Origin of the sequence: Micromonospora sp. NPDC047134, from assembly GCF_040643455.1 — a bacterium.
GTDB lineage: Bacteria > Actinomycetota > Actinomycetes > Mycobacteriales > Micromonosporaceae > Micromonospora.
This window is the reverse complement of record NZ_JBEYUI010000026.1, coordinates 5136-29963: the sequence shown is the minus strand read 5'-3', so window position 1 is coordinate 29963 and position 24828 is coordinate 5136. Positions and strand designations below refer to the sequence as shown.

5 protein-coding genes (1 of these 5 cut by a window edge) are annotated in these 24828 nt (G+C 70.3%); all 5 read right to left on the bottom strand.

The window, feature by feature from the left end; translation table 11 throughout:
* Tightly spaced (each overlapping or abutting the next), the 5 genes in view from ABZ795_RS24650 to ABZ795_RS24630 form a layout consistent with a single transcriptional unit that may run on beyond the window.
* Positions 1–4375, bottom strand: partial view of an amino acid adenylation domain-containing protein gene (locus ABZ795_RS24650; protein WP_357532048.1) — the 5' portion only. Its footprint begins 2381 nt before the window's first position; 4375 of the gene's 6756 nt are visible here — the first part of the coding sequence; its start codon is at positions 4373–4375; its stop codon lies beyond the left edge, outside the window.
* Entirely contained in the window at positions 4372–9069 is a 4698-nt protein-coding gene (locus tag ABZ795_RS24645; protein WP_357532047.1) for an SDR family NAD(P)-dependent oxidoreductase, read from the bottom strand. The genes ABZ795_RS24650 and ABZ795_RS24645 overlap by 4 nt, the downstream gene beginning before the upstream one ends.
* Positions 9066–13652, bottom strand: a complete 4587-nt coding sequence (locus tag ABZ795_RS24640; RefSeq protein WP_357532046.1) for an SDR family NAD(P)-dependent oxidoreductase — start codon at positions 13650–13652, stop codon at positions 9066–9068. The genes ABZ795_RS24645 and ABZ795_RS24640 overlap by 4 nt, the downstream gene beginning before the upstream one ends.
* Complete coding sequence (locus ABZ795_RS24635) at positions 13649–14896, bottom strand: ACP S-malonyltransferase (protein ID WP_357532045.1); 1248 nt, start codon at positions 14894–14896, stop codon at positions 13649–13651. Before ABZ795_RS24635 ends, ABZ795_RS24640 begins: the two co-directional genes overlap by 4 nt.
* Positions 14893–24828, bottom strand: coding sequence for an amino acid adenylation domain-containing protein (locus ABZ795_RS24630; protein WP_357532044.1), 9936 nt, complete (start codon positions 24826–24828; stop codon positions 14893–14895). The genes ABZ795_RS24635 and ABZ795_RS24630 overlap by 4 nt, the downstream gene beginning before the upstream one ends.

The following is a 24828-nucleotide window of genomic DNA, read 5'->3' as shown; positions in this document are numbered from 1 at the left end:
CGATCAGCGCGTTGAACATCGCCGTGGTGATGAAGAAGCTGGTGACCGCGTGCCGCTCGATCGCGGCACCGAGCCGGTCGAGGTCCAGCACGGACGCCTTGTCCAGCAGCACCAGCGACGCGCCGTTGGTCAGCGCCCCGAACATGTCGTAGATGGAGCCGTCGAACGAGTATTCCGAGATCATGAGGAAAACGTCGCTCGGATCGGCGGCGTAGAAGACGGACTGGTGGACCACCCGCAGCACGCTCCGCTGCCGGATCACCGACCCCTTCGGCACACCGCTGGTCCCGGACGTGTACATGATGTAGGCCTCGTCGGCGCTGCTGCCCGGCAGTCCCGGGTTCCCGCTCTCGGCCGTCGACTCCACGAGCGGGTGGACGCCGACGATCCGAAGCCGTTCGGAGATCAGTTCCGCCGCCTGCCCGCTGCGGGCGTCGGAGGTGAGCAGGAGGCCCGCGCCCGCGTCCTGCACCATCATTCGCAGCCGCTCGGGCGGGAAGTCGGTGTTCAGCGGCAGGTAGAAGCACCCCGCCTTCAGCACACCGAGGATGGCGGCGACCATGTCGATCGAGCGGTCCAGCAGCAGCGCCACCGGTGAACCGGGTGTCACGCCCAGACGGATCAGGCCGTGCGCGATCCGGTTGGCCCTGACGTTCAGCTCCCCGTACGTCAGGCTCCGGTCGTCCGCGATCAGCGCCGTCCGGTCGGGGGCGGCGGCGACATGTTCTTCGAACAGCCGCGCAATACCGCGGGAGTCAAGCGACGGCGCGGGTACCGTCGCGAACGTCCGGATCAGCTCGGCCTCCCGGTCGGGCATCAGGTCGAGCATGCCCAGCGGAGTGTCGGCGGCGGCGGCGAGGAAGGACCTGAGTAGCACCGCGTAGCGCTCCGAGTAGAGCGCCATGGTCTCCTCGCGGAACAGGGCGGTGGAGTACTCCCACTCCAGCAGCAGCGCGCCGTCGGCCTCCCGCGTGCTCAGGGTGATGTCGTACTTGGCGCTGCCGTCGTCGAACGGGAGGATCCGCTCGTCGTCGGGCTCCAGGCCCATGTCGGTGTTCTGGTGCACGAAGCAGACGTCGAACAGCGGCCGGCGGCCGGGTACGCGAGGCGGGTTCAGCTCCTCGACCAGGGACTCCAGCGGGTACTCCTGGTGCTCGAACGCCTCCAGCACGGTGGTTCGCAGGCCGGCGAGGAAGTCGCCGACGCCGGTCGTGGGCGCGGCGGTGACCCGGATGGGCAGCGTGGTGACGAACATGCCCACGAGATCCTGGTAGGTCAGGTCGGGCCGGCCCATCACCGGTGCGCCGATCACGACGTCGCTCTGACCACTCAGCCGGGACAGCAACTGCTGGAACACGCCGAGCAGCACCATGTAGAGGGTGAGGTTGTGCGCCCGCGCGTACCGCTTGGCGGCCTCCAGCGTCTCGCCGTCGACGGACGCGAAGAGCGTCGCGCCCGCCGCGGTGGCGACTTCCGCCCGCTGCCAGTCCGTGGTGAGTTGGAGGGTCGGCGCGCCGTCGGCGAACCGAGCGACCCAGTAATCGCGGTGCACCACCATGTCGGTGCCGTTCTGCCGCTCCAGCAGCCCGCGGATCGCCGACCGGTAGTTCGACGGCAGCGGCGGCAGCGCGGCGCCGTCCGCGACAGCTCCGAGGTCCCGGAACAGGATGCCCATCGAGGTGCCGTCGGTGATGATGTGGTGGATGTCGATCGCCACACACGACACGCCGTCGTCGAACTCGAAGTAGCCGACGCGGAACAGCGGGGCGCTGTCGAGCAGGAACGGGCGGACGAACCGCTGCATCTCCCGGCGGGCCGCGCTCTCGTGGCTGTCGCCTTCCGAGGGGGCACCGAGCCGGCGGTGGTCGACCGCGACCGGCACCTCCGCGTGCACCCGCTGGAAGGGTTCTCCATCCCGCAGATGGAACGTCGAGCGGAGGCTGTCGTGCCGTCGCACCAGGACGCGCAGCCATTCCTCCAGCTCGGCGATGTCGAGCGTGCCGGGGCGGATCGTCAGGCCGCTGACGTTGTACGCCACCGACTCCTCGTCGACCTGGCTGGAGACGAACATGCTGCGCTGGGCGGCGGTCAGCGGCAGCTCGTAGGACTCGACGACGTGCTCCACGGGCACCGGGCGGCGGGTCGACCCGCTCAACCTCGACCGGATCAGGCTTTCGTCCACCCCGTGGGCGCGGATCACCACCTCCGCGAACTCGTCGAACGTCGGCTTCGTCAGCAGGGTGGTCGGCGGGAGGTCGATGCCGAGCACCGTGTTGAGCAACTGCGTGATCTTCACTGACGAGATCGAGTCGCCGCCGAGGGCGAAGAAGTCGTCGGCGTCGCGGATCGTCGGGTAGCCGAGAATGCCGGACCACACCCCGGCGATCACCTTGCGGGGCACCGCGTCCCCGTCGGACCCCTGGAGCCCTTCGAGGTGCGACGGCCGGGACAGGATGACCCGGAGCCGGTCGACCGGGTCGGCCGGTTCCTGCTCCCTCTCGCCGGGAACCGGATGCGCCCGGACCGTCTCGTCCCACAGTCGCACGTGCTGGAACGGCTGGGGCGGCAACGGTACCCGCCGCACGCCCGCGTCCCGGTCGAGGTCGGCGAACGGCCGGGCGCGACCCGCCAGGAAGGCGGTGATCGCGTCGCGGAGGTGACCGGAGCCGGCGCCGAACCGCCACGGCGTGTCCTCGCGCAGCACGGCGCCGTCGTCCACCGAGGGCGAGTCGTCGGCCTGCTCCGGACGCAGCAGCCGGAGCAGGCCGTCGCGCAGGCCGGCACGGGTCTCGCACAGGATGACCGCTCGGACGGCCTGGTGCTCGCGGCCCACCTGCATGGTGAAGCACACGTCGGCCAGGCGGTGCTCGGGATGGCGGTCGAGGTGCTCCAGGTGCAGCGCCGCGGTTCGGGCCAGCAGCTCCTCGTTCCGCGCCGAGATCGGGAAGACCCGCGGCTGGCGTGCCTGGTCGGAGACGGCCGCTCGGGCCGGCGCCTCCTCCAGCACGACGTGGCAGTTCGTTCCGCTCAGGCTGAAGCTGCTCACTCCGGCGCGGCGGGGGGTGTCGCCCTCCTCCCACTCGGTGAGCCGGTCGGCGACGTAGACCGGGCTGTTGGCCAGGTCGAGCAGCTCGTTCGGCACGTCGAAGTGGATCGACGGCGGAATGGTCCGACGGTCCAGGCACATCAGGGTCTTGATCAGTGACGCCAGTCCGGCGGCCCCGACGGTGTGGCCGATGTTGGTCTTCACGGAGCCGATCGCGCAGAACTGCCGGCGATGGGTGAACTCGGCGAAGGCGCTGGTCAATCCCTTGACCTCGATCGGGTCACCCAGCGTCGTGCCGGTGCCGTGGGCCTCGATGTAGGACACCGACTCGGGCGCGATGCCGGCGCGTTTCCACGCGCTGACCAGCAGGTTCTTCTGCGCCTGCGCGTTCGGGGCGGTGAGGCCGTTGCTGCGGCCGTCGTTGTTGACCGCGCTGCCGAGGAGCACGCCGTAGATGTGGTCACCGTTGGCGAGCGCGCGCGAGAGCGGCTTGAGGTAGACCCCGGCCACGCCCTCGCTCCACACCGTCCCGTCGGCTGCGGCGTCGAAGGCCCGCACCCGGTGGTCGGCGGACTCGGTCTCGTTGCCGAGGCTGGACGGCGACAGGAAGAGGTTGATGGCGGCGACGAACGCGGTGTCGCAGTCGCCGTTGCGGAGGGCCTTGATCGCCGCGTCCACCGCGACCAGGCCGGACGAGCATCCGGTGTCGATGACGGTGGCCGGTCCGCGGAGGTCGAACAGGTACGACAGCCGGCTGGCCAGGATGCCCGACCACGAGCCGGTGATGGCCGCGAAGTCCAGTTCCGAGAGGAACGGCAGGTATGACGTGATCAGCCGGTGCGTGTGGTCGTTGCCGACGAAGATGCCGGTCCTGGAACCGTACAGCTCGCTCCTGGCGTATCCGGCGTCCTCCATCGTCTCCACCAGCACCTCCAGGAGGTTGCGGTGGTACGGGTCGAGCTGCGTCGCCACGTGCGGCGGGATGCCGAAGTACTCCGCGTCGAACAGGTCGATGCGGTCCAGGTAGCCGCCCTTGCGGACTGCCGAGGTCCCGCCCTCGACCCGCCGGAGGTCGTCCAGGCGCAGCGGCGGGAAGTCGCCGATCGACTCACGGCCGTCGACCAGATTGCGCCAGAACTGCTCCTTGTCCGACGCGCCGGGAAAGCGGCAGGCCATGCCGACGACGGCGATCCGGTCGTCGGCGTCCCGGCCGTCGTCACCGATCGCCCGGATGAACTCCTTCGCCCGGTCGACGTCCAGCGCCTCCTGCTTGACCTGCATGAGCAGGTACCGCAGCAGGTCCTTCTTGAGCTCGGCGTTCGACCTCATGCCTGGTTCCTCCCCGTACCGTCGGCGTCGGCGGCGAACATGGTGGTGAGCTCCGCGTCGCCGATCTCCGCCAGGACGTCCTGGAGTGACTGGTCCATATCCCCGAAGTCCGCCGCGCCGGGCTCGGCCGGGCCGGACTCCGCCGCGATGCGCTCCTCGATGTAGCCGGCAAGGCTGGCGACGCTCGCGTAGGAGTACAGGTCGGCGATGTCGATTCGCCCGGGGTAGACGTCCTCGACCCGCTGCAGAAGCTGCGCCGTCATCAGCGAGTTGCCGCCCAGGTCCTGAAAACTCATGTGGGCGTCGACCTCCGCCATGCCGAGCACCGCGCCGTAGACCGCACCGATCCTCAGTTGAATCTGGTTCGGGTCGGACAGGCCGACGACCCGGACCTCGGTCGTCTCGCCGCCGGAGGACGACCCGCCCGCACCCGCCCGCGCGACGGCGTCGGCGACGTCGTCGTCGAGCAGGAACGGCATCTCGTCCAGCCGTTCGTGCAGCACCCCGAGGTCGAACCGGGTCGGGATGACGCCATCGGCCGGGTCGCGCAGGAAGTGGCTCAGCCAGGCCAGGCCGTCCTTCACGGTGAGGGCGCGGAACGGCGAGTCGCCGTCGCCGATCCCGTACTGCACCGCCATGCCGACCTCGGACCACGTCGGCCAGTTGATCGACAGCGCGCGGACGCCCTCGGTCCGCGCCCGCACCGCCAGGGAGTCCATGAACGCGTTGGCGCTGCAGTAGTCGCCCTGCCCCTGCCCGCCGGTGATCGCGGTGATCGACGAGAAGAACACCAGGAAGGCGCCGGGGTGTTCCTTCGCCAGCTCCACCAGGGCGACACTGCCGTCGACCTTGGGCGCCAGCACGGCGTCGAAGACCGGACGGGGTTTGTTCGCCAGGAACCCGTCGCCCGCCACACCCGCGGCGTGGACGATGCCGCTGAGGGTCACGGCCTCCTGTCGCAGGCGCGCGGTCAGGCCGCGCACGTCGGCCTCCCGCGACACGTCGCACTCGACGTACTCGGCACCGGCGATCTTCTCGACGCGCCGCGCGATCTCCTCGGCCAGGGGCCTGCGGCCCAGCAGGATGATCCGCTCGGCGCCCTCGCGGGCCATCTCCTCGGCGATGCCAAGGCCGAGGCCGCCCGCACCACCGGTGACCAGGAACGTCCCGCCCCGGTACAGCGGCTCGCCCGTTTCGTCGGCCGTCTCGGCGTATCGCAGGCGCCGCAGGTAGCTCTGCGAGCCACGGATCGCCCGCAGCGCACCGCCCGAGCCGCCCAACGCCTCCCGGACAAGGAAGTCCAGGTCCACGTCCGCACCCGCGTCCAGCACGTCCACCCGCAGGTGCCGGTGCTCCTGCCCGACCACCTGCGCGAGCGCTTCGGTGGCGGCGGAGTACGGATCGGTGACCCCGTCGCCGGGCCCGACCTGCCAGGCGTGTCCGCCCAGGACCTTCAAACCGCGGGTGAGTTTGACCCGGTGCGCCACGAAGGCGCGGTACAGCTCGAACAGCGCGTCCACGCCGACTGCCCGCCGCTGCCCGGGGGTGAGCGCCGCCTCGCCGGCGACGTCGGGTGCGGTGAAGTCGGTGGCGAACAGGACGCCGTCGACCCCCTCCTGCCGCAGCCGTGCGGCCACCAGCTCCGCGCCGGCCTCGTCCAGGGCGAACACGTTCCGACTCTGGTCGGTCCGCTCGCCGACGTAACACGGGACGACCCGGTGTCCCTGCGCCTCGACCGCGACGACCAGCCGCCTGCCGGTCGGGTTGTCCAGCACCACCGGCGCCCACACCGCGCCGCCGGCCGCCTCCGCCGCCACCCGCGGCACCGCGAGCCACTCGACCTGGAGGAAGCGGCGCGGTCCCGCCAGGCTGAACCGCTGCCAGTCGACCTTCTTCACGGTGTAGTCGGTGATCCGCGCGAACGGCTCACCGTCGACGTCGACGAGGTCCACGTCGTAGGTGATGGTCTCGCCCTCGTGGCTGTCGTCGCGGATGGTACGGATCAGCGAGTAGAACGTCTCCGGCATGGGCCGGTGCAGGACGAAGCTCTTGTACATGTACGGCAGGAACGTCTCGCCGCTGTTCTGCGAAATGAGGTTCACCGCGTTGTCGAGCTTGGCCGGGTGCAGGCCGAATGTCTCGCTCGGCACGCCCTCCGGCAGGCGCAGCAGGGTCAACGCGCCGGTCTCGTGCCTCCACACCGCCCGGACGTTGTCCCAGCGCGCACCGAATTGGAACACGCCCGTGTCGGTCTCGGTCGGGTACGGGTCGGTCACCTCGATCGCGGCGCGCTTCTGGGCGTCGATGTCGACGGGTGCCGCCGGGCCAGCGTCGCCCAGCGGGCTGATCCGACCCTCGACGTGCGTGATCCACTCGCCGCCCTGCGAGCTGGCCACCTGGAAGGAGTAACCCCGCTCCAGCCGGTCCAGCCGGGTCCGCACGGTCGTCTCCTCGCCCTCCTCGACGGCGAGGGGGACCAGGAAGAACACGTTTTCGAACCGCATGCTGCCGGTGTTCTCCACCGCGGCCAGCGCGGCACGCGCCATCTCCAGGTACGTCGTGCCGGGCACCACGGGCCGGTGCTCGATGCGGTGGTCGGACAGCACCCAGTGCCGGTCGACCGACAGCGTGTTCTCGAACACGATCGCGGCGTCCGAGCGGCTGATCTCCGCGCCCAGCAGGGGGTTGGTCTCGGTGCCGCCGAAGCTCCGCACGCTCGTGCGCATGGGCCTGGCCCAGTGGCGGATCTTCTCGAACGGGTAGGTGGGCAGGGGTACCCGCTGACGCGGCTCGTCGGCGTAGAACTCGGCGAACTCGACGCGGGCGCCGCGGACGTAGGCGTTGGCCAGCTCGGTGAGGGCGGCCTGGTCGCCCCGCGAGCGGTACTCGGCGAGTTTGGCGTTGGCCGAGTCGGAGAGCCGCTTGCCGGTCTGGGCCGTGATGTCGCCGGGACCCAGGTCGCTCCGCTTGTCGCTGACGACGGCGTGTACGCCGTGGTGGACGCCCTGCTGCTCGTCGGTGCCGAGACCGCGCCGCCGGAGCCGGTCGACCGACTCGGCCAGTTGCTCCTTCGTCGCCGCGATCACCATGACGCGGTGCTCGTGGTGACCTCGGCCGATGTTGGACGTGTAGCAGATGTCGGCGAGCGACCACGGGCTGTCCGCCAGCACGGCCGCGTACCCGTCGAGGAGCTCGGTCAGGGCCGCCTCGGTCTTGGCGCTGACGGTGAAGCAGTAGCGCTCCCGCAGTTGCTGCCCGGCGCGGTAGCGGGGTGCCTCCTCCAACACCATGTGGCAGTTCGTGCGGATGAAGCCGAACGAGCTGATCCCGGCCCGCCGGGGTTCGCCGTTGGTGTCCCACGGCATAAGCCGGTCGTTGACGTACAGCGGGCTGTCGGTGAAGTCGATGTAGGGGTTGGGCACCTCGAAGTTCGCCGAGGGCGCCAGCAGGCCGGATTCGAGCGACTTGACGACCTTCGCCAGCGAGGCCGACCCGGACGCGGCCACCATGTGGCCCATGGTGGTCTTGAGGGATCCGATACCGCAGAACTGCTTGCGGTCGGTGTGCCGGCGGAACGCGTTGGTCAGGCCCTTGACCTCGATCGGGTCACCGAGAACGGTCCCGGTGCCATGGGCCTCCACGTACGTGATCGTCTCCGCCGGCACGTCCGCCTTGGCCCAGGCGTCGAGGATGACCCGCTCCTGCATCAGCGCGTTGGGCGCGGTGATGCTGTTCGACGTGCCGTCGTTGTTGATGGCGGAGGCCTTGATGACGGCGCGCACGTGGTCGCGGTCGGCCAGCGCCTTCTTCAGCGGCTTGAGCAGCACGATGCCGGCGCCTTCGCCCCACAGCGTGCCGTTGGCGTGGGCGTCGAAGGTGCGCACGCTGTCGTCGCCGGAGACCACGTTGTCCATCGTCGCGCCGGACAGGAAGCTGGTCTTCGGCTCGCCGCCGGAGGACAGGTTGATGCCGCCCGCCAGGGCCATGTCGCACTCGCCGAGCAGCAGTGACTGGATGGCCTGGTGGACGCTGACGCTGCCGGCGGAGCATGCGGTGTCGGTCATGATGCAGGGGCCTTTGAGGTCCAGCAGGTAGGAGATGCGGCTGGCGACCATCCCCTCCCACGAGCCGGACAGCTGCATCGGATGCCGCTCGGAGAACATGCGGTAGTAGGAGTAGTTCGACTGGTCGCGGCCGAGGAAGACTCCGGTCCTCGACCCGATCGCGCTCTCGCCGCCGTAGCCGGCGTTCTCCAGCGCCTCGTACGCCACTTCGAGCGCGATGCGCTGGTTCGGGTCCATGTAGTCCGCTTCGAGCGGGGGGATGCCGAAGAAGCGGGAGTCGAAGTGGTCGATCCGGTCCAGATAACCGCTCACCGAGTAGAGCCGGTCGAGGTCGGCCTCGTCGACCGGCCGGCCCAGCATGACCTCCGCGTAGTACGGGTTGCGGAGGATGTCGTACATGTCCTCCTTACGGGACTGCGGATAGTCCCGGATGCAGTCCCGGCTCACCTTGAGGAACTCCCAGAACTGGTCGACGTTCTTGGCCTCGGCGAACCGACCGGCCAGTCCGATGACCGCGATGTCCTCGTGCAGGTTCGCTTTCGACAGTTCGAGCAGCAACCGCTTGGTGCGGTCACGGTCGATCTGATTGTTGACGAACTGCTCGAGGATGAAATCCTTCACGCTGCTCATCTGGTTTCCGTTTCCTCAAGTAGGCCCTGGCTGCCGCCGACCGTGATCGAGCCCTGTTCCAGCAGGTCCAGCAGTTTGTCGATGTCGCTCTCGTCCGCCCTGACTGCCGGCGGCGGCCCTTCGGCGGCCGGCTCGTCCGGGTGCAGCCTGGCCCTGAGGCAGGCCACCTGGGCGGCGACGGTGGTGTGGCGGAAGAGGTCCGTGATGTCAATCAGACCCGGGTAGCGCTCGTCGTAGAGCTTCAGCATCTGCGCCGTCAGCAGCGAGTTGCCGCCGAGGTCACCGAAGTCCTCGTGCGCGTCGAGCACGTCGAGGTCGAGCGCTTCCGCCCAGATCTCCGCTACGCCCCGTTCGAGGTCGCCGACCTCTTCGAGCCCGTGCACCTCGACGGCACGCCCGACCGCGCTCCGGCCGGCGTCGCGCGGCACCTGCCGGGTCGCCTTCCGCATCCGGCCGGGCATGAGCACCGGCGGATGGCCACCGGAGGTCATCAGGGCGTCGAGCAGGTCCACCGCCTCGGCGGTGTCCAGCGGCGGGAACAACTCATCCTCGTCGGCCGCGTCCATGCGCTGGGCGATGCCGGTCTCGCGCCATGCCGGCCACTGGATGCTCAGGCCGGGTAGCCGCTCGCGGTCGCGGTACTGGGCCAGGCTGTCCAGCACCAGGTTCGCCGCCGTGTAGTCGGACTGGCCCGGGTTGAGCAGGAGCCCGGCGATGCTGGAGAACGCGACGAAGTAGTCGGGCCGGTCCGCCAGGGTGGCCTCGTGCAGGTACACCCCGCCCAGTGCCTTGGGCCGGTAGACCGCCATGAACTCGTCGAGGTTCTTCGTGTACAGGAACCCGACGCCGGGCCGCCCTGCGAGGTGCAGCACGCCGGACACCCGGCCGTGCCGCGCGCGGAGGTCGCGCACCGTCCCCTCGACGGCCCGCCGGTCGCCCAGGTCGAGCCGGACGACCTCGAACACGTCCAGATCACGCTCGAACTCCGCCCATTCCGGCCGGGTCTCGGCCGCCCGGTCGGACCCCAGCAGGACGAGTTTGCGGACGCCCCGCCGGATCAGGTGCCGCGCAACGGCGGTGCCGAGGTCGCCCGTGCCACCCGACATGACGGTCACCCCGTCGCCACCGGACAGCGGCGCCCGGTCACCGTCGGGCAGCGGGATCGGCTGCCGCTTCACCTGCGGCTCGTACGGGTGCCCGTTGCGGTAGAGCAGGAACGGCGGCCGGTCAACGCTGGTGGCCTCACCCACCAGCAGCGCCGGGCCGGTGTGCTCGTCGCTGTCGACGCACCGGATACCGAGCGCCTTGTACTCCAGGGCCGCGACGCGCATCATGCCGAGCAGGCCGGCCTGGCCGGGGTGCAGCGCTGTCTCGTCACCGGTGACCGCGAGCGCGTTGTGCGTCAGGACCACCAGTCCGCCGACGAACCCGAACTGCCGCTCCGAGATGAGCTTGAGCAGGCCCAACGCCGCTTCGACCGGCTCACTCGGGTCGGCGAGCGGGTCGCCCTCGGCCGGTTGGCAACCCACCACGCCGAAGGCGAACTCGCGGCGCTCGCCGAGCCGCTCGTCGCCGACCGCGTCGGTGACGCTCGACACCTGGACGCAGTCGTAGCCGGCCGCTTCGAGGTGCCCCCGGACGCCGGCGAACGTGGTACCGACATCTCCACAGAGCAGGACGGTTCCGCTGCCGCGCCGGGACGGCGTCGGCAGGGCGACGCGTCGGTAGGTCTGGACGTACCCGTACTCGCCGGGCCCCGTGACGTCGAGGTCGACCGCCGACTTGATGCAGTAGTTGTCCACCGTCAGCAGCACCCGGCCGGTCGGGTCGACCACGGTCACGTCGAACGCGTACAGCGCACCGGCCACAGACTCGGGCCGCTTGCGGAAATAGGCGAGCACCCGGGCGGGCAGTGAGTCGCGGACGGTCAGCACGCCGTAGGAGAACGGCAGGTACAACCGTTCCTGGTCGTAGACGTTGCTCGGCGCGTTGATGACGGTGTCGAACAGCGAGGGGTGCAGGACGTAGTCCGACAACTCGGACCGGTACCGCGACGGCAGCTCGAACTCGTACAGCAGCTCGGTCGACTCCGGGTCGGCGTGCCCGGCGCCCAACGTCGCGGTCCACCGTTCACTGACGTCCAGCCCCTTGGCGCGATCGGAGCCCTCGGGTTCCCGCAGTGGCCGGTCCAACCGCCGCCGCAGGCCCTCGACGTCGAGCGACGCGACCGGCCCGGCGGCGACGTCGCGGACCAGTTCGCCCCGGGCATTCTCCACCCAGTCACCGTCGGCGCCCCGACTGGCGATGGTGACGGTACTGATGTCGCCCGAGGTCTCGAAGATGACGTGCACCTCCTTCTCCTCGCCGTCGGCCACCGCGAGCGGGGCAGCGAAGAAGACGTTGCGCAGCGTCACGTCCGACTCGGCCAGGCCGAGCCGCCGCGCCGACATCACGACCATCTCGACCAGCCCGGTACCGGGTAGCACGCTGACGCCGTGGATGCGGTGTTCGGCCAGTTCCCAGAAGTTCTCGGGGGCGAGCCGGCACACCACGATGTCGCGGTGCAGCGAGCGCACCACGTCCGCGCCGTCGACCAGGCCCCGGCGGCCCTGGTCGACGGGGTCGATCCAACAAGGCGTCCGCTCGAACGGGTACGTGGGCAGCGATGTCCGGCGGCCGCCCTCGGGCGCGGCCCGCTGCCAGTCGACCTCGGCGCCGCGCGAGTAGAGGGACGCCAACCCGCGCAGCGCGGCGCGGTCGGGCGCCACGGCGGTGCCGGCCACGACCGCTGCGGCCTCCCGGTTCAGCTCGTCGTGCTCGGAGTACAGCAGGTCGTGCGGCTCGCGCTTCTCGCCACGCTCCAGCACCAGGCGAAACGTGCCCCGGCTCAGGTCCGGATTCGCGCTCCTGCCCTCGCCGTCCTCGACGAACCGGGTCAGCAGCGTGCCGAGCTCCGCCTGGCTCTCGAAGACGAACGCGGCGCGCACGCCGTGGTGCAACCGGCCGACCGACGCGGTGAAGGCGAGATCGGCGAGGTCCACCTCGTGACGGGACAGGAAATCGCGGTAACGCTCGGCGAGCCTGGTCAACGCTGGGGCGTTCCGGGCGCTGAGCGGCAGCAGGAAGCAGGATGGCGAGCCCATGCCGGCACGGTCGGCGGCCGGCTCCGGGTCCGCGCTCCGCAGCACGAGGTGACAGTTCGTCCCGCTCAGGCCGAAGCTGTTGATGCCGGCGAACAGCGTCTCCCGCTCGTCGTCGGACCAGGCCACCGTCCGGTCGTTGACGAATACAGGCGTCTGCGCGAACGTGATGTTCTGGTTGGGCTCCTCGAAGTTGAGGCTCGCCGGCAGGACCCGGTGCTTGAGCGACAGGACGAGTTTGGCCAGCCCCGCGAGGCCGGAGGCGTTGTCCATGTGGCCGATGTACGTCTTGACCGTGCCGATACCGCAGAACTGCTTGCGGGCGGTCTGTCGGGAGAACGCCCGCTCGATGCCGCTGACCTCGACGGGGTCGCCGAGCCTGGTGGCGGTGCCGTGCGCCTCGATGAAGCTGACCTGCTCGGCCCTGACCCCGGCGTCGGCGAGGGCCTCGGTGATGAGGTCGGCCTGCGCGTCGGCGTTGGGCGCGGTGATGCCGTTCGACGCCCCGTCCTGGTTGATCGCGCCGCCCATGATGACGGCGTGGATGTTGTCGCCGTCGCGCCGCGCCCGTTCCAGTGACTTGAATACGAAGACGACACACCCTTCGGCGGCGGTGGTGCCGTCGCACTTCTGGTCGAACGTCCGGGTGTGCCGGTCTGCGGCCAGCGTGTCCTGGATGTCCTTGAGGCCGATGCCGGACTCGTCGTCGGCGTCGACCGGGAGCAGGTCGGTCTTGACGGCGCCGACGATCGCCATCGAGCACTCGCCGTTCTGGATCGCGCGGTACGCCGTGTACGCGGCGACCAGGCCCGACGAGCAGGCCGTGTCCACCAGCAACGACGGTCCCCGCAGGTCAAGCAGGTAGGCGATCCGGCTGGCGATCATCGACCGGATGTTGCCGGCGACCGCGATCTCGGGCGCGCCGGGGTCGACCGCCTGGATGATCGCTCGGTAGTCCTCGCCGAAGTCGGCCGACATGCCCGCGTAGACGCCGACCTTCCCACCGCCGATGTCCTTGTTCAGGTAGCCGGCGTCTTCGAGCGCGGCCCAGGCGGTCTCCAGGAAGATCCGCTGATTCGGGTCGATCGCCTTGGCTTCCTGCCGGGACAGCGAGAAGAACCGGTAATCGAACTCGGACACGCTGGGCAGCCGGGTGCCGCCGGAGTAGCGCTCGGCCGCGATCGGCAGCCGCACGCCGCGTGCGGCGAGGTAGGCGTCGACGTCGGCACGTCGGGCTTCCGGCAGGTCGCGGTACCCCTCCTCGCCGCGCAGCAGCCTCGACCAGAACTCGTCGAGGTTCTCCGCCTCGCCGATCCGACCGCTCATCCCGATGACGGCGACGGGTTCGGCTCTGCGCCGTGGGCTGGAGCGCGTGACGCGGACGTCGGCACCGTCCGAGGGCTCCGTCAGGTCCAGGTCGTCAAGATCGAGCAGGGAGCTCATGTGGCGAGCGCCCCCGCGTTCGTCCGGAGGCCGACCTCACGGGTGCGGCGCAGGATCGACTCGATGCGGTCCCGCTGCTCGGCCTCGGCGACCCGCTTTGTCCGCATGATGGTGAGCAGCAGGTCCAACGCGGTCTGTTTCTGCTGGTCGGAGAGCGACTCCTGGTCGAGCTTGCTCAGCTCCTGGAGCTTGCGGTACGACAGGACGACGCCGTTGTGGTATTCGTCGGCGTCGAAGTTCCGGTTCCGGGTGGCCGCGGCGGCGCCCAGGCACAGCCCGACCACCCCGGGCTCGCGCTTCTTCAGCTCGACGAGGTGGTCGAGCACCGCGCCGACCCGATCGGGCTCCTCGTCCAGGCTGTACACCTCGCCCGAGCCGACGGCACCGGTGAGCATCCTCTTCAGGACCTGCTTCGGCCCGACCTCGATCCACACCGCTGCCTTACGGTCCACCAGGGACGCCACGATGTCGCTCCACCGGACCGGACTGGTCAGCTGGACGGCCAGCGTCTCCCGGATGGCCTCGGCGCTCTCGTACGCCTCGCCGGTGACGTTGCTGTAGACCGGGACGGCGGGCTCGGTGATCGTGACCTCGCTCAGCGCCTTGGTGTACTCGGGCAACGCGCCGGCCATGAACGTGCTGTGGAACGCGCCGGCGACGTTGAGTTTCACCACCCTCGCCCCACGGTCCTCGAGGTAGGCGGTCATACCCTTGAGGCTGTCCAGGCTGCCCGACAACACAGTCTGCAGCTCACCGTTGTAGTTGGCGACCTGCACGTCGTGACCCGCCGCGTTGAAGTCCTCGACGCACTTCTCCACGTCGGCGACCGGCATCCGCACCGTGGCGATCATCCCGGTGCCGCTGTCTGCGGCGCAGCCCTCCATCGCCTCACCGCGCACCTTGACCAGGCGTACCGCGTCCTCGAACGTCAGCGCGCCCGCCGCGAGCAGCGCGGTGATCTCCCCCAGGCTGTGCCCGGTCAGGTAGGAGACCGGGACCTTCCGCCCCGCGGTCATCACCTCGTACATCGAGTAGCTGAGCACCAGCAGCGAGACCTGGGCGTACCTGGTCCTGGTCACCTCGGCGGGCGGCGCGGTGAAGCACAGGTCGGCCAGCGAGTATCCGACGATGTCGGACGCCTGCCCGAAGCGGTCCCGCACACTCTCGTGCTCGTCGAACCACTTCCTGCCCATGCCCGCGAACTGGGAACCCTGCCCCGGGAACACGATCACGAGATCTTTCATGACTGTACCTTCTTCTTCGACGCGGGCCTGCCCAGGATTCCGAGGACTTTCAGGTGGCCGCCCATCAGCTGTTCCACCCGCGCGGGGTCCACCTCGCGGGCGTGGTCGATCCGGACCACGACGGGGTCGGCCAGGACGTCGATCGCGTACACGATGTCGAAGTGGCGGAGGAGGTCGTCCTCCGCCACCTGCCGGGCGCTGCCGCACGCGACGGACACGGTGCGGTCGACACCCCGGCAGGCGACGAACCGCTGCAGGTCGAGCCGGTCGTTGTGGTCGCGTTGCCGCCGGTAGTCGGCCAGCACGTCGGCCAGGTCGGCCGTGCCGGCGAAGTCGAACCGGACCACGGTCGCGCGGGCGTCGTCGTCGACGACGCACAGCGAGATGTCGTCCGTTCCGAGCAGTTTGTGGAGGGTGACGGCGAGCGCGACGTGTGCCAGGTCCGCCGGATCCTGCGCCCCGCTCGTACGCAGCCGTCGCAGGGTGGCCATGGTCCGTGCGGGCAGCACGGCCTCGACCCGGCCGTCCGCGGTGGTGTCGTCCGCGAACCACGATTCGGGCAGCTGGACACCGAAACCGGTCAGCAGCGCGTCGGCTTCCTGCCCGGCGAGCCTGGAATCCAGGAGCTTGCGGAGCTTTCCGATCGTCGGGTTCGCGAACAGGTCGCTCACGTCGAGCATGCCCGGGAACCGCTGGTGCAGCTCCTCCATCAGCAGGACCAGGCTGAACGAGTTGCCACCGAGGTCGAAGAAGCTCTCGTCGGCGCCGATCGGAACCTCGCCGAGGACCTTGCGCCATGCCGTGACTAGTTCCTGGGCGACGCCCGTGCCCCGCTCCTCGGGACGCCCCGGCTCCACCGGCTGGCCGGCCTGTGCCATCAGCGTCTTGCGGTCGACCTTGCCGCTCGTCGTCATGGGGATGTCCGACACCACGGCCAGGGTCGCCGGGACCATGTAGTCGGTCAGCCGCTCGGCCAGCCAGTCGCGCAACGCCTCCGGCGCCAGGTAGCCGCCTTCGCGTACCTGATAGAACGCGCGGATGACCTGGCTGCCGCTCGGCAGGTCCTGGACGATCACCGCTGCGCCGGTCACCAGGTCGTGCCCGGTGATGGCGAGTTCGATCTCGCCCAGCTCGACCCGGTAGCCGCGGATCTTCACCTGGTCGTCCATCCGGCCCAGGCAGTGGACCTCGCCGCCCTGCCACAGCGCGCGGTCGCCGCTGAGATAGATCCGGCCGTCCCCGAACGGGTTCGGGAGGAACCGCTCGCGGGTCAGCTCGGGCCGGTGCAGGTACCCGGGCGACACACCCAGCCCGCCGATCCACAGGTTCCCGGTCACCCCCTCGGGCACCAGCCGGAGGTTGTCGTCCAGCACGTAGAACGTGGTGTTGGCGATCGGGGTACCGATGCTGACCCCGGTGTCCCCGGTGAGGTCCTTGACGCTCGACCAGATGCAGGTCTCGGTCGGGCCGTAGACGTTGTAGACGCCCAGCGACGGGTGCTCCCGCAGTCGCGGCAGCAGGTCCTCCGGGAACGCTTCGCCGCCGACGACGAGTTTGTCCAGCCGCGCCAGCGTGGCGCGGCCCGCCTCGGGGTCGGCGAACAGCAGGCGCAACCGGGTCGGCGTCATCTGGAGGTACTCGACGCCGTTGGCCGCGACGAACTCGGCGATCTCCGCTGGCGTACGGACCTCCGACTCGCCCGCCACCACGACCGTTCCGCCGGTGACCAGGGTCAGCAGCGTCTCCAGCAGGTGGATGTCGAACGACGGGGTGGTGAGGCAGCCCACCACCTTCTGGTCGGCCCACCCGAGCGCCTCGGGCATGCCGACGAGGAAGTTCGCCAGCGACCCGTTCGTGACCGTGACGCCCTTGGGTGTACCGGTCGACCCGGACGTGAAGATGACGTACGCCAGGTCGTCCGGCCCGCCCGGCGACCCGGCCGGCGGGGACGGGTCGACCGAGGTGTCCGCCGGCAGATGGAGCGCGATGTCGCCGAGTTCCACCGCGGCGGCCAGCTCCTTGCCGCAGACGACCCTCGTGGGGTCGGCGGTGTCGATCACGAGCCGGAGCCGCTTCGTCGGGTCCTTCACGTCCATCGGGAGCCACGCGGCGCCGATCCGGTTGACCGCGAGCATCAGCGTGACCAGCTCGGGTGTCGGCGGCAGTAGGAGCCCGACCAGGTCACCCCGACCGAGGCCGTGCTCGCGCAGCACACCGGCGTACCGGTGCACCCGTTCGGCGAGGTCGGCGTAGCTGACCTCCTCGCCGCGGTACCGGATCGCGGGTCGTCCCGCGTGCTCCCGCACCACCGTGTCGAACATCTCGGCAAGGGCCGGCAGGTCCGCGACGACCGGCCCGGTGCCCAGGGCCAGGAGCCGGTCCCGGGTCTCGTCGTCCAACCGGGACAGGTCGCCCACCGTCTGGTCCGGCTCCCGGACCACCCTGGCGATCAGGTCCACGTACTGCTCGGCCAGCTCGGTCATCCGCCGCTCGCCGTACACGCCGGAGAAGTTCAGGTCGCCGAACAGGCCGCCGTCGCGCTCGGTGAGCTCCAGGGCGAGCGCGAACATCGAGCGGGGCACCCCGAAGTCCTCCGACGTGCCGGTGACGTCGCCGAACCGGTGCACGCGTTCGCGGGCGTTGGTGAAGGTGAACATCACGTCGAACAGGGGGTTGCGCCCGAAGTCCCGGTCGAGGTCCAGCTCCTGGACCAGGACCTCGTAGGGGTAGGGCGAATGCTCGACGGCGGCGAGGCTGGTGTCACGCACCGCGCGGAGCAGGTCCGGCAGGCGGGTGTCCGCGGTGGTACGGATGCGCAGCGGCAGCGACTGGGCGAACATGCCGACGGTGTCGTCGAACGAGCCGATGATCCGCTGGTCCAGGGGGACGCCCACGCACAGGTCGTCGGTGTCCGCGGCGGTGGCCAGCAGCACCGACCACAGCGACAGGTAGAAGATGAACGGCGTGGTGCGGTGCCGCTCGATGACCGCCTTGGCCGCCTGGTGCAGCGCGTCGTCGATCCGGAAGTAATGGTGCGTTCCGGTGAAGTCGTTGACCAGCGGGTACGGGGAGTCGGTCGGCAGGTTCAGCGGCGGCGGGACGGTCTCGAACTCGCGCAGCCACCACCGCCGGTGTTCCTGGTAGGAGGGCAGGCCGACGGAGCGCGCCTGCTGCCGGACGAACGACGGGTAGCCGTCGGACCGTACCGGCGTCAGCTCTCCCCGCCCGAGGTACTCGGCGAGGTCGTTGAGGAGGATGTCGATCGATCCGCCGTCGGCGATGATGTGGTGCAGCGAGAGCAGCAGGTGGTGGGTGCCGTCCTCGTCGATGACGATGCCGTAGCGCCACAGCGGCGGGTTCGCCAGGTCGAACGGCCGGTTCATCACCGCGACGACGTCCTCGGTGCGCAGTCCGGGGTCGCGCCTGTGGTCGAAGAGGTGGAACTCCGGGGTGACCTGCGCCGCGACGCGTGCCGTGATGTCGGTCGCGTCGATCTCGTAGTAGCCGCGCAGCTTCTCGTGCTTGTCGGCGATCGCCTGGAATGCCTCGGCGAGCCGCTCCCGGTCGGGGGCACCGTCGAAGCGCAGACCGGCCAGGATCTGGTAGGCCTCGTTACCGCCGCGCATCCGCGACAGCACGTAGATTCGCTTCTCCTGCTCGGACACCGCGGTGGGGTCGAGCGGTGCGAGGTCGGCGTCCCGGGGTCCGGCGGGCAGCCCGCGCGGCGCGGTCGACGTCGACCGCCGGAAGTCGAACCCGCCGCGGCGCAGCGCGTCGACGCTGGTGCGGATGGCCTCGAAGATGCGGTCCTGATGCTCGCGGGTGTGCGCCAGCGAAAAGAAGGCGGTCCGGCGTTCCCACACGTAGACGCCGTGGAACACCATGAGCTTGAAGAACAGGTTCAGCGTCAACGACATGTGGCTCATGTCGCGCGGGACGAGCGTCTCGTACTTGTACAGCGACGCGAAGTGCGACACCTTCAGCGGCACTTCCTCCGCCTCGAAGTAGTCGTTCACGCGACGCGCGAAGTCGGCGGTGACCTGGTTGAGAGCGGCGAGCTCGGTGGCGCCCCGCTCTCGCAGGTAGGACAGCACGGCCCGGCACGCGGCCATCGTCAACGGGTGCTTGCAGAAGGTCCCGGCGAAGAACGTCGTTGGCACCGCCGGCGTGGAGTCGTCAACGTCCGACCACGCGCCACCGTCGACGGCGTCGAGGTACTTGCTCCGGCCGGCGATGATGCCGATCGGCATCCCGCCCCCGACGAGCTTGCCGTACAGCGACATGTCCGACTCGACGCCGAAGTGCTCCTGCGCACCGCCCAGCGCGATCCGGAAACCCACGATCATCTCGTCGAAGATCAGCGCGATGCCGTGCTCCGTGCAGATCTCGCGCAGCTCCCGCAGGAACTCGGTGGGCTGCAACGTCGGGTTGCGCGACTGGACCGGCTCGACCAGCACGGCGGCCAGTTCGGGGCCGTGCCGCCGGATGCGGTCCAGCGACTCGGCACTGCCGTAGGTGAGCACCATCGTGTCGTCGACCGCCGACTGCGGAATGCCGATCGAGGTGGGGATGCTGTCCTCGCCGTCGGCCTCGGCCAGCACGGCGTCGTAGCTGCCGTGGTACGAGGTGAGGAACCTGACCACCTTGTCCCGCCCGCTGACGGCCCGGGCCAGGCGCACCGACACCATCACCGCCTCGGTGCCGGTGTTGCAGAACGCGACCCGCTCGGCGCCGGTCATCTCGTGGACCAGCTCCGCGACCTCCCCCGCGATCCGGTTCTGCGGGCCCAGCTCGTAGCCGCGGTCGAGCTGGTCGCGTACGGCATCGAGGATGAAGTCGGGTTGGTGGCCGAAGAAGTGGACGCCGTAGCCCATCGCGGTGTCGACATACTCGTTGCCGTCCAAGTCCCAGAACGTCGCCCCGGACGACCGGGCCGACACGACCGGGTAGACCGTATCCTTGATGCTCGGGTTGAAGTTCAGCGAGGCGATCCAGTCCGCCAGCACCTCGCGGTGCTGCCCGGTGTACGACCTGGAACTGGGGGTCTTCGCGGTGAACCGCGCCACGAAGTCGCGGATGAACGCGCCCTGTTCGGCGGTGAGCCGGTCCTGGCTGAGCTCGATGTTGTTGCTGTACGTGCCGACCTTGCGGGCGGGCGCCGGGCGGCGCTTCGTCACCTCCGGGGCGGCCGGCGCGACCGGCGTGCCGACCGACGCACCCGTCGTCGCGCCCGACAGCACCACCAACTGCTGCTGCATGATCTCCAGCTGCTGCCGGATGATGGCTTCGACACCGGGCGCCGGCGGGGCCGCCGGGTCGAGTCGACCGCGCGTCTCGGCTACCGGCGCTGCGGCGACCCGCGGCTGCGGGACCGCGGTGGCCGTGGGCTCCGCCGGGGGCACCGGCGCCACCTCGCGGGGCCGGTGTTCGAGGACGAAGTCGGCCAGCAGGCCGGGCGTGTAGAGGGACTCGAAGAACGCCTTGTTCGGGATGTCGATGGCGTACTCGGCCTCGAGGCGCTTGCTCAACTGGACGAGCATCAGGGAGTCGATGCCCAGCGCGAAGAGCTGCACCGACTCGTCGATCGCGTCGAGGCTGACCCCGGTGACCTGGCTGACGCACCGCCTGACGAACATGAGTACCGGCTCGCGATCGGCCATCCGCTGGACACCGGTCCCTTCCTGTTCGGCGACGGCGGACCGCGCCACGTCGATGCGCGCGGGGGCGCGGTCGGAGTACCAGATCCGCTGCCGGTCGAACGGCGTGCGCGGCAGGTCGCGGACGAGGGTGCCGGCCGCGCCGGGCAGCCGGTCGTACTCCAGCGCCCGGCCCAACTGCCAGAGTTCAGCCGCGCTCTCCAGCAGCTGTCGGCAGTCCGAACGTCCCTTTCGCAGGCTCGGGACGACGATGGCGGTGTCCGCGAACTCCTGCGCGATCAGGCCGCCGACCGTGGCCGTCGCGCCGACCTCGACGAAGACCCGCGATCCGCGGCCGATCGCGGCGCCGACGGCCGCCCGGAACAGGACCGGCTCCACGAGGTGCCGGCTCCAGTACGCCGCGTCGATCGGCGCGTCCGCCGTGACCGGCTCGCCGGTCCGCGTCGAGATCCACGAGATGGCCGGCGGGTCGAACTCGTGGTGCCGGATCTGCTCGTACAGGTCGTCGGCGGCCTGGGCCATCCGGACCGAGTGGTACGGGTGCGAGACGTCCAGGCGCTCGGTGAAGATCCGCTGCTTGCGCGCGGCCTTCAACACCTTGGTCATGCTCTCGGCGGACCCGGCGACGGTGGTGTTCTCGGCGGCGTTGACCGCGGCGACGGAGACGTCGGGGTAGTCGGCCAGGAGCTGCTCCGCCCGCTCCCGCGAGCACAGCAGCGTCGCCATGGAGCCGTCGCCGGTCGAGGCCGCCACGACCCGCGCCCGGCGGGTCACCAGGTCGACCGCCTGGGTGAGACTCATGACGGAGGCGAAGCAGGCGGCCGCGTACTCGCCGATGCTGTGGCCGATCACGGCCGACGGCGTGACGCCGAGCGCCTGCCAGTACCGCGCGAGCGCCAACCCGACCGCGAAAATCATTGGCTGGGTGTACCGCGGTGACCGAAACGTCGCCTCGTCGTCGCCGAACATGGCCTCGATCGGGGAGACGTCGCCGATCCGGCGGAACACCCGGTCGATCTCGTCCAACTCGCGCCGGAACAGCTCGGCGTGCTGGTACAGCTCCCGCGCCATGCCCGGGTACTGCGTGCCCTGGCCGGAGAAGACGAACACCTGGCCCGGGTCTACCTGGTCACGGCTGGTCCCGGCGGCCAGCACCGCCTCGACCGCGGCCGGGATGCCGGTGACGGAGTCGCAGACCAGTGCCGCCCGGTGTCGCAGGCCCGCTCGTCGGGCACCCAGCGTGTGGGCGATGTCGGCGAGGTCGGCGGTCGTGCCCTCGCTCCACTCGGCCAGGTTCCGCAGGGCGGTGCGCAGCCCCGCGTCCGACTTCGCCGAGACGGGCAGCAGACGCGGCAGAGCGGGGGACGTCACCGGCGCGGGGCGCGGCTTCGGCTGGTACTCCTCCACGATCATGTGGGCGTTGCTGCCGCTGATGCCGAAGGAACTGATCCCGGCGCGCCGCCGGCCGCCGGTCGGCTGCCACGCGATCTCGTCGGCCACCACCTCGATCGGGATGGCGTCCCAATCGATCAGGCGGTTGCCCACACGGAAGTGCTGGGTGGCCGGGAGACGGCCGTGCTGCATCGACACGATCACCTTGCACAGCGCCGCCATACCCGCCGCGGACTCCAGGTGCCCGAGGTTGGATTTCACGCTGCTGACGTACAGCTTGTCGGTCCGGCCGGCGAAGACCCGGGCCAGGGCGTTGAGTTCCTGCGGGTCGCCGATCGGCGTACCCGATCCGTGGGCCTCGACGTAGGAGACGTCCTCGATCCCGACGCCCGCCTCGGCCATCGCGGCCTCGACCGCCCGTTGCTGGGCGGCGCCGTTCGGGACGGTGAAACCACCGCTCTGACCGTTGTGGTTGATCGCCGATCCGCTGATCACGGCCAGGATGTCGTCACCGTCGCGTTCGGCGTCGGACAGTCGCTTGAGGATGACGACCGTCCCGCCCTCGCTGCGGATGTAACCGTCGGCCCCGTCGTCGAAGCTGCGACACCGCCCGGTCGGGGACAGCGCCTGCAGCCGCGACCACGACACGTGGCCCTCGGGGCTGAGGATCAGGTTCACCGCCGCGGCGACGACCATGTCGCAGCCGCCCTGCCGGAGTTCCCGTCCGGCCTGGTGCAGCGCGTACAGCGAGGAGGCACAGGCCGCGTCGATCGCCTGGCTGGGACCTTCGAAGCCGTAACTGTAGGAGATCCGCCCGGCCGCCGAGTTGGCCATGTTCCCGGTGTAGGTGTACCGCTCGGCCGAGTGACCGAGGTTCTTGCCGACCTGGGCGTAGTCGTTGTTGTAGATACCGACGAAGACACCGACGCGCCGGCCCCGCCCGGCCGTCACCGGGTTGATCCCGGCGTCTTCGAGCGCCTCCCAGGTCAGTTCCAGCAGCAGGCGCTGCTGCGGGTCGATCGACTCGGCTTCCGCCGGTGAGATGCTGAAGAACAGCGGATCGAACTGGTCCACCTGGTCGAGGTAGCCGCCCTGGGTGGTGGTCACCTCGCTGGTGTCGAGGGCGCTGTGCGACCACCGGTCGGCGGGCACCTCCCGCACCACGTCGACCCTGCCGCTCAACGTCTCCCAGAGCTGGTCCCGTGTGCTGATGCCACCGGGCAGCCGGAACGCCATGCCGACCACCGCGATGGGCTCCGCGGAGAACGGGCCCGGCGACGCCGGGGCGGCGGCGCGCGCGTCGGTCGGCTCGCGACCCCGCTCGACCCGGCGGGCCAGCTCGACGGTGAGCGCGTCCGCGGTGGGGTGGTCGATGATGAACGTGTTCTCCAGCGAGACGCCGAGTTCCCGGGCCAGCCCGCTCTGGAGCTCGATCAACTGCATCGACGTGCAGCCCAGCTCGAACAGACTCTTGGTGTGGTCGTCCCGGGCCAGCTCGGGGCCGATCCCGAGCACGCCCGCGACCTGTGCGGACACCAGGCTCGCCAGCGACGGGCCGACACCGGCCGGCCGGGTCGGCGCGGTGTGCGCACCGGAGCCGGCCGACGCGGGCAGGTCCAGGTCGGACAGGTCGATCGGCCGGCCACGCCCGGCGAGCACCGGCTCCCAGTCCACCGCGACACCCTGCACGTGCGCCTCGGCGAGCGAGGTCAGGAAGTGTTCGATGCGCTGCTGGTCGCGACGCAGGGAGGTGAGCACCGGCACCGTCGCGCCGACGGCTTCCACGGTCTGCCGCATGGCCAGGGTCAGCACCGGGTGCGCGCTCAGCTCGACGAACGCCTGGTAGCCGTCGGCCAGCATCGCCCTCGTGGCGCTCTCGAAGAGCATCGGCCGACGCAGGTTGTGGTACCAGTACTCCGCGTCCAGCCCGGCGGTGTCGAACCTCCCGCCCGTCATACCCGAGTAGAACGGGATGTCCGAGGCTCGCGGGTTGATCGACGCGAGCGAGGTCAGCACGGTGTCCCGTACCTCCTCGACGCGCGGCGAGTGCGCGGCCAGCGGCACGGATGTCACGTGCGCGTAGACACCCGCGGCGCGCAACTGCTCGGCGGCGAGGGCGAGCACTGCGCTGTCACCGGAGACCACCACCGTGCGCGGCGCCATCACGCCGGAGACGTCGACGTCGTGGCCGTGCTCGGCGAACCACGAGGTCACCTTGTGCACCGGCAGCGCCACCACGGCCATGCCACCCCGGCCGGCCAGCGTCGACTGGGCGCGGCTCCACAGCACGGCGGTCTTCGCGGCGTCGTCCAGGGACAGCGCCCCGGCCACGTGGGCGGCGGCGGCCTCGCCGATGCTGTGCGACACGACCGCGTGTGGCTCGACGCCGTAGGACCGCCACAGCTCGGCGAGCGCGACCATGATCGCGAACAGCACCGGCTGCACGATGTCGGTCTGCTGGTACAGGTCCGGGGAGTCCGACCTCAGCACGTCGACCAGCGACCAGTCCACGTGGGGCGCCAGCGCGTCGGCGCAGTCCTCGACGCGCCGGGCGAACACCGGCGCGGAGTCGAGCAGCTCCTCGGCCATACCGGGCCAGACCGCGCCCTGGCCGGGGAAGACGAACGCCGGGCGGGCCACGGCCGCAGCCGTTCCCCGCACCACGTGCGGACTCGGCCGCCCCTGAGCGAGCAGGCGCAACGACGCTGCGAGATCGTCGCCGCCCAGCAGCACAGCCCGGTGCGCGTGCGGCGGTCGGGCCGCCAGCGTGCGGCTCACGTCCACGGGGTCGGCACCGCTGTTCTCGACGAGGTCGTGCACCCGCCCGGCGAGGTCGCGCAGCGACTGTTCGCTCGGCGCGCCGAGGATCCAGGGAATGGTCAC

Excerpts from the sequence above, each read along its gene's own strand:
- ABZ795_RS24635 (WP_357532045.1), bottom strand. The coding sequence starts at position 14,896 with ATGAAAGATCTCGTGATCGTGTTCCCGGGGCAGGGTTCCCAGTTCGCG.
- ABZ795_RS24640 (WP_357532046.1), bottom strand. The coding sequence starts at position 13,652 with ATGAGCTCCCTGCTCGATCTTGACGACCTGGACCTGACGGAGCCCTCG.
- ABZ795_RS24645 (WP_357532047.1), bottom strand. The coding sequence starts at position 9,069 with ATGAGCAGCGTGAAGGATTTCATCCTCGAGCAGTTCGTCAACAATCAG.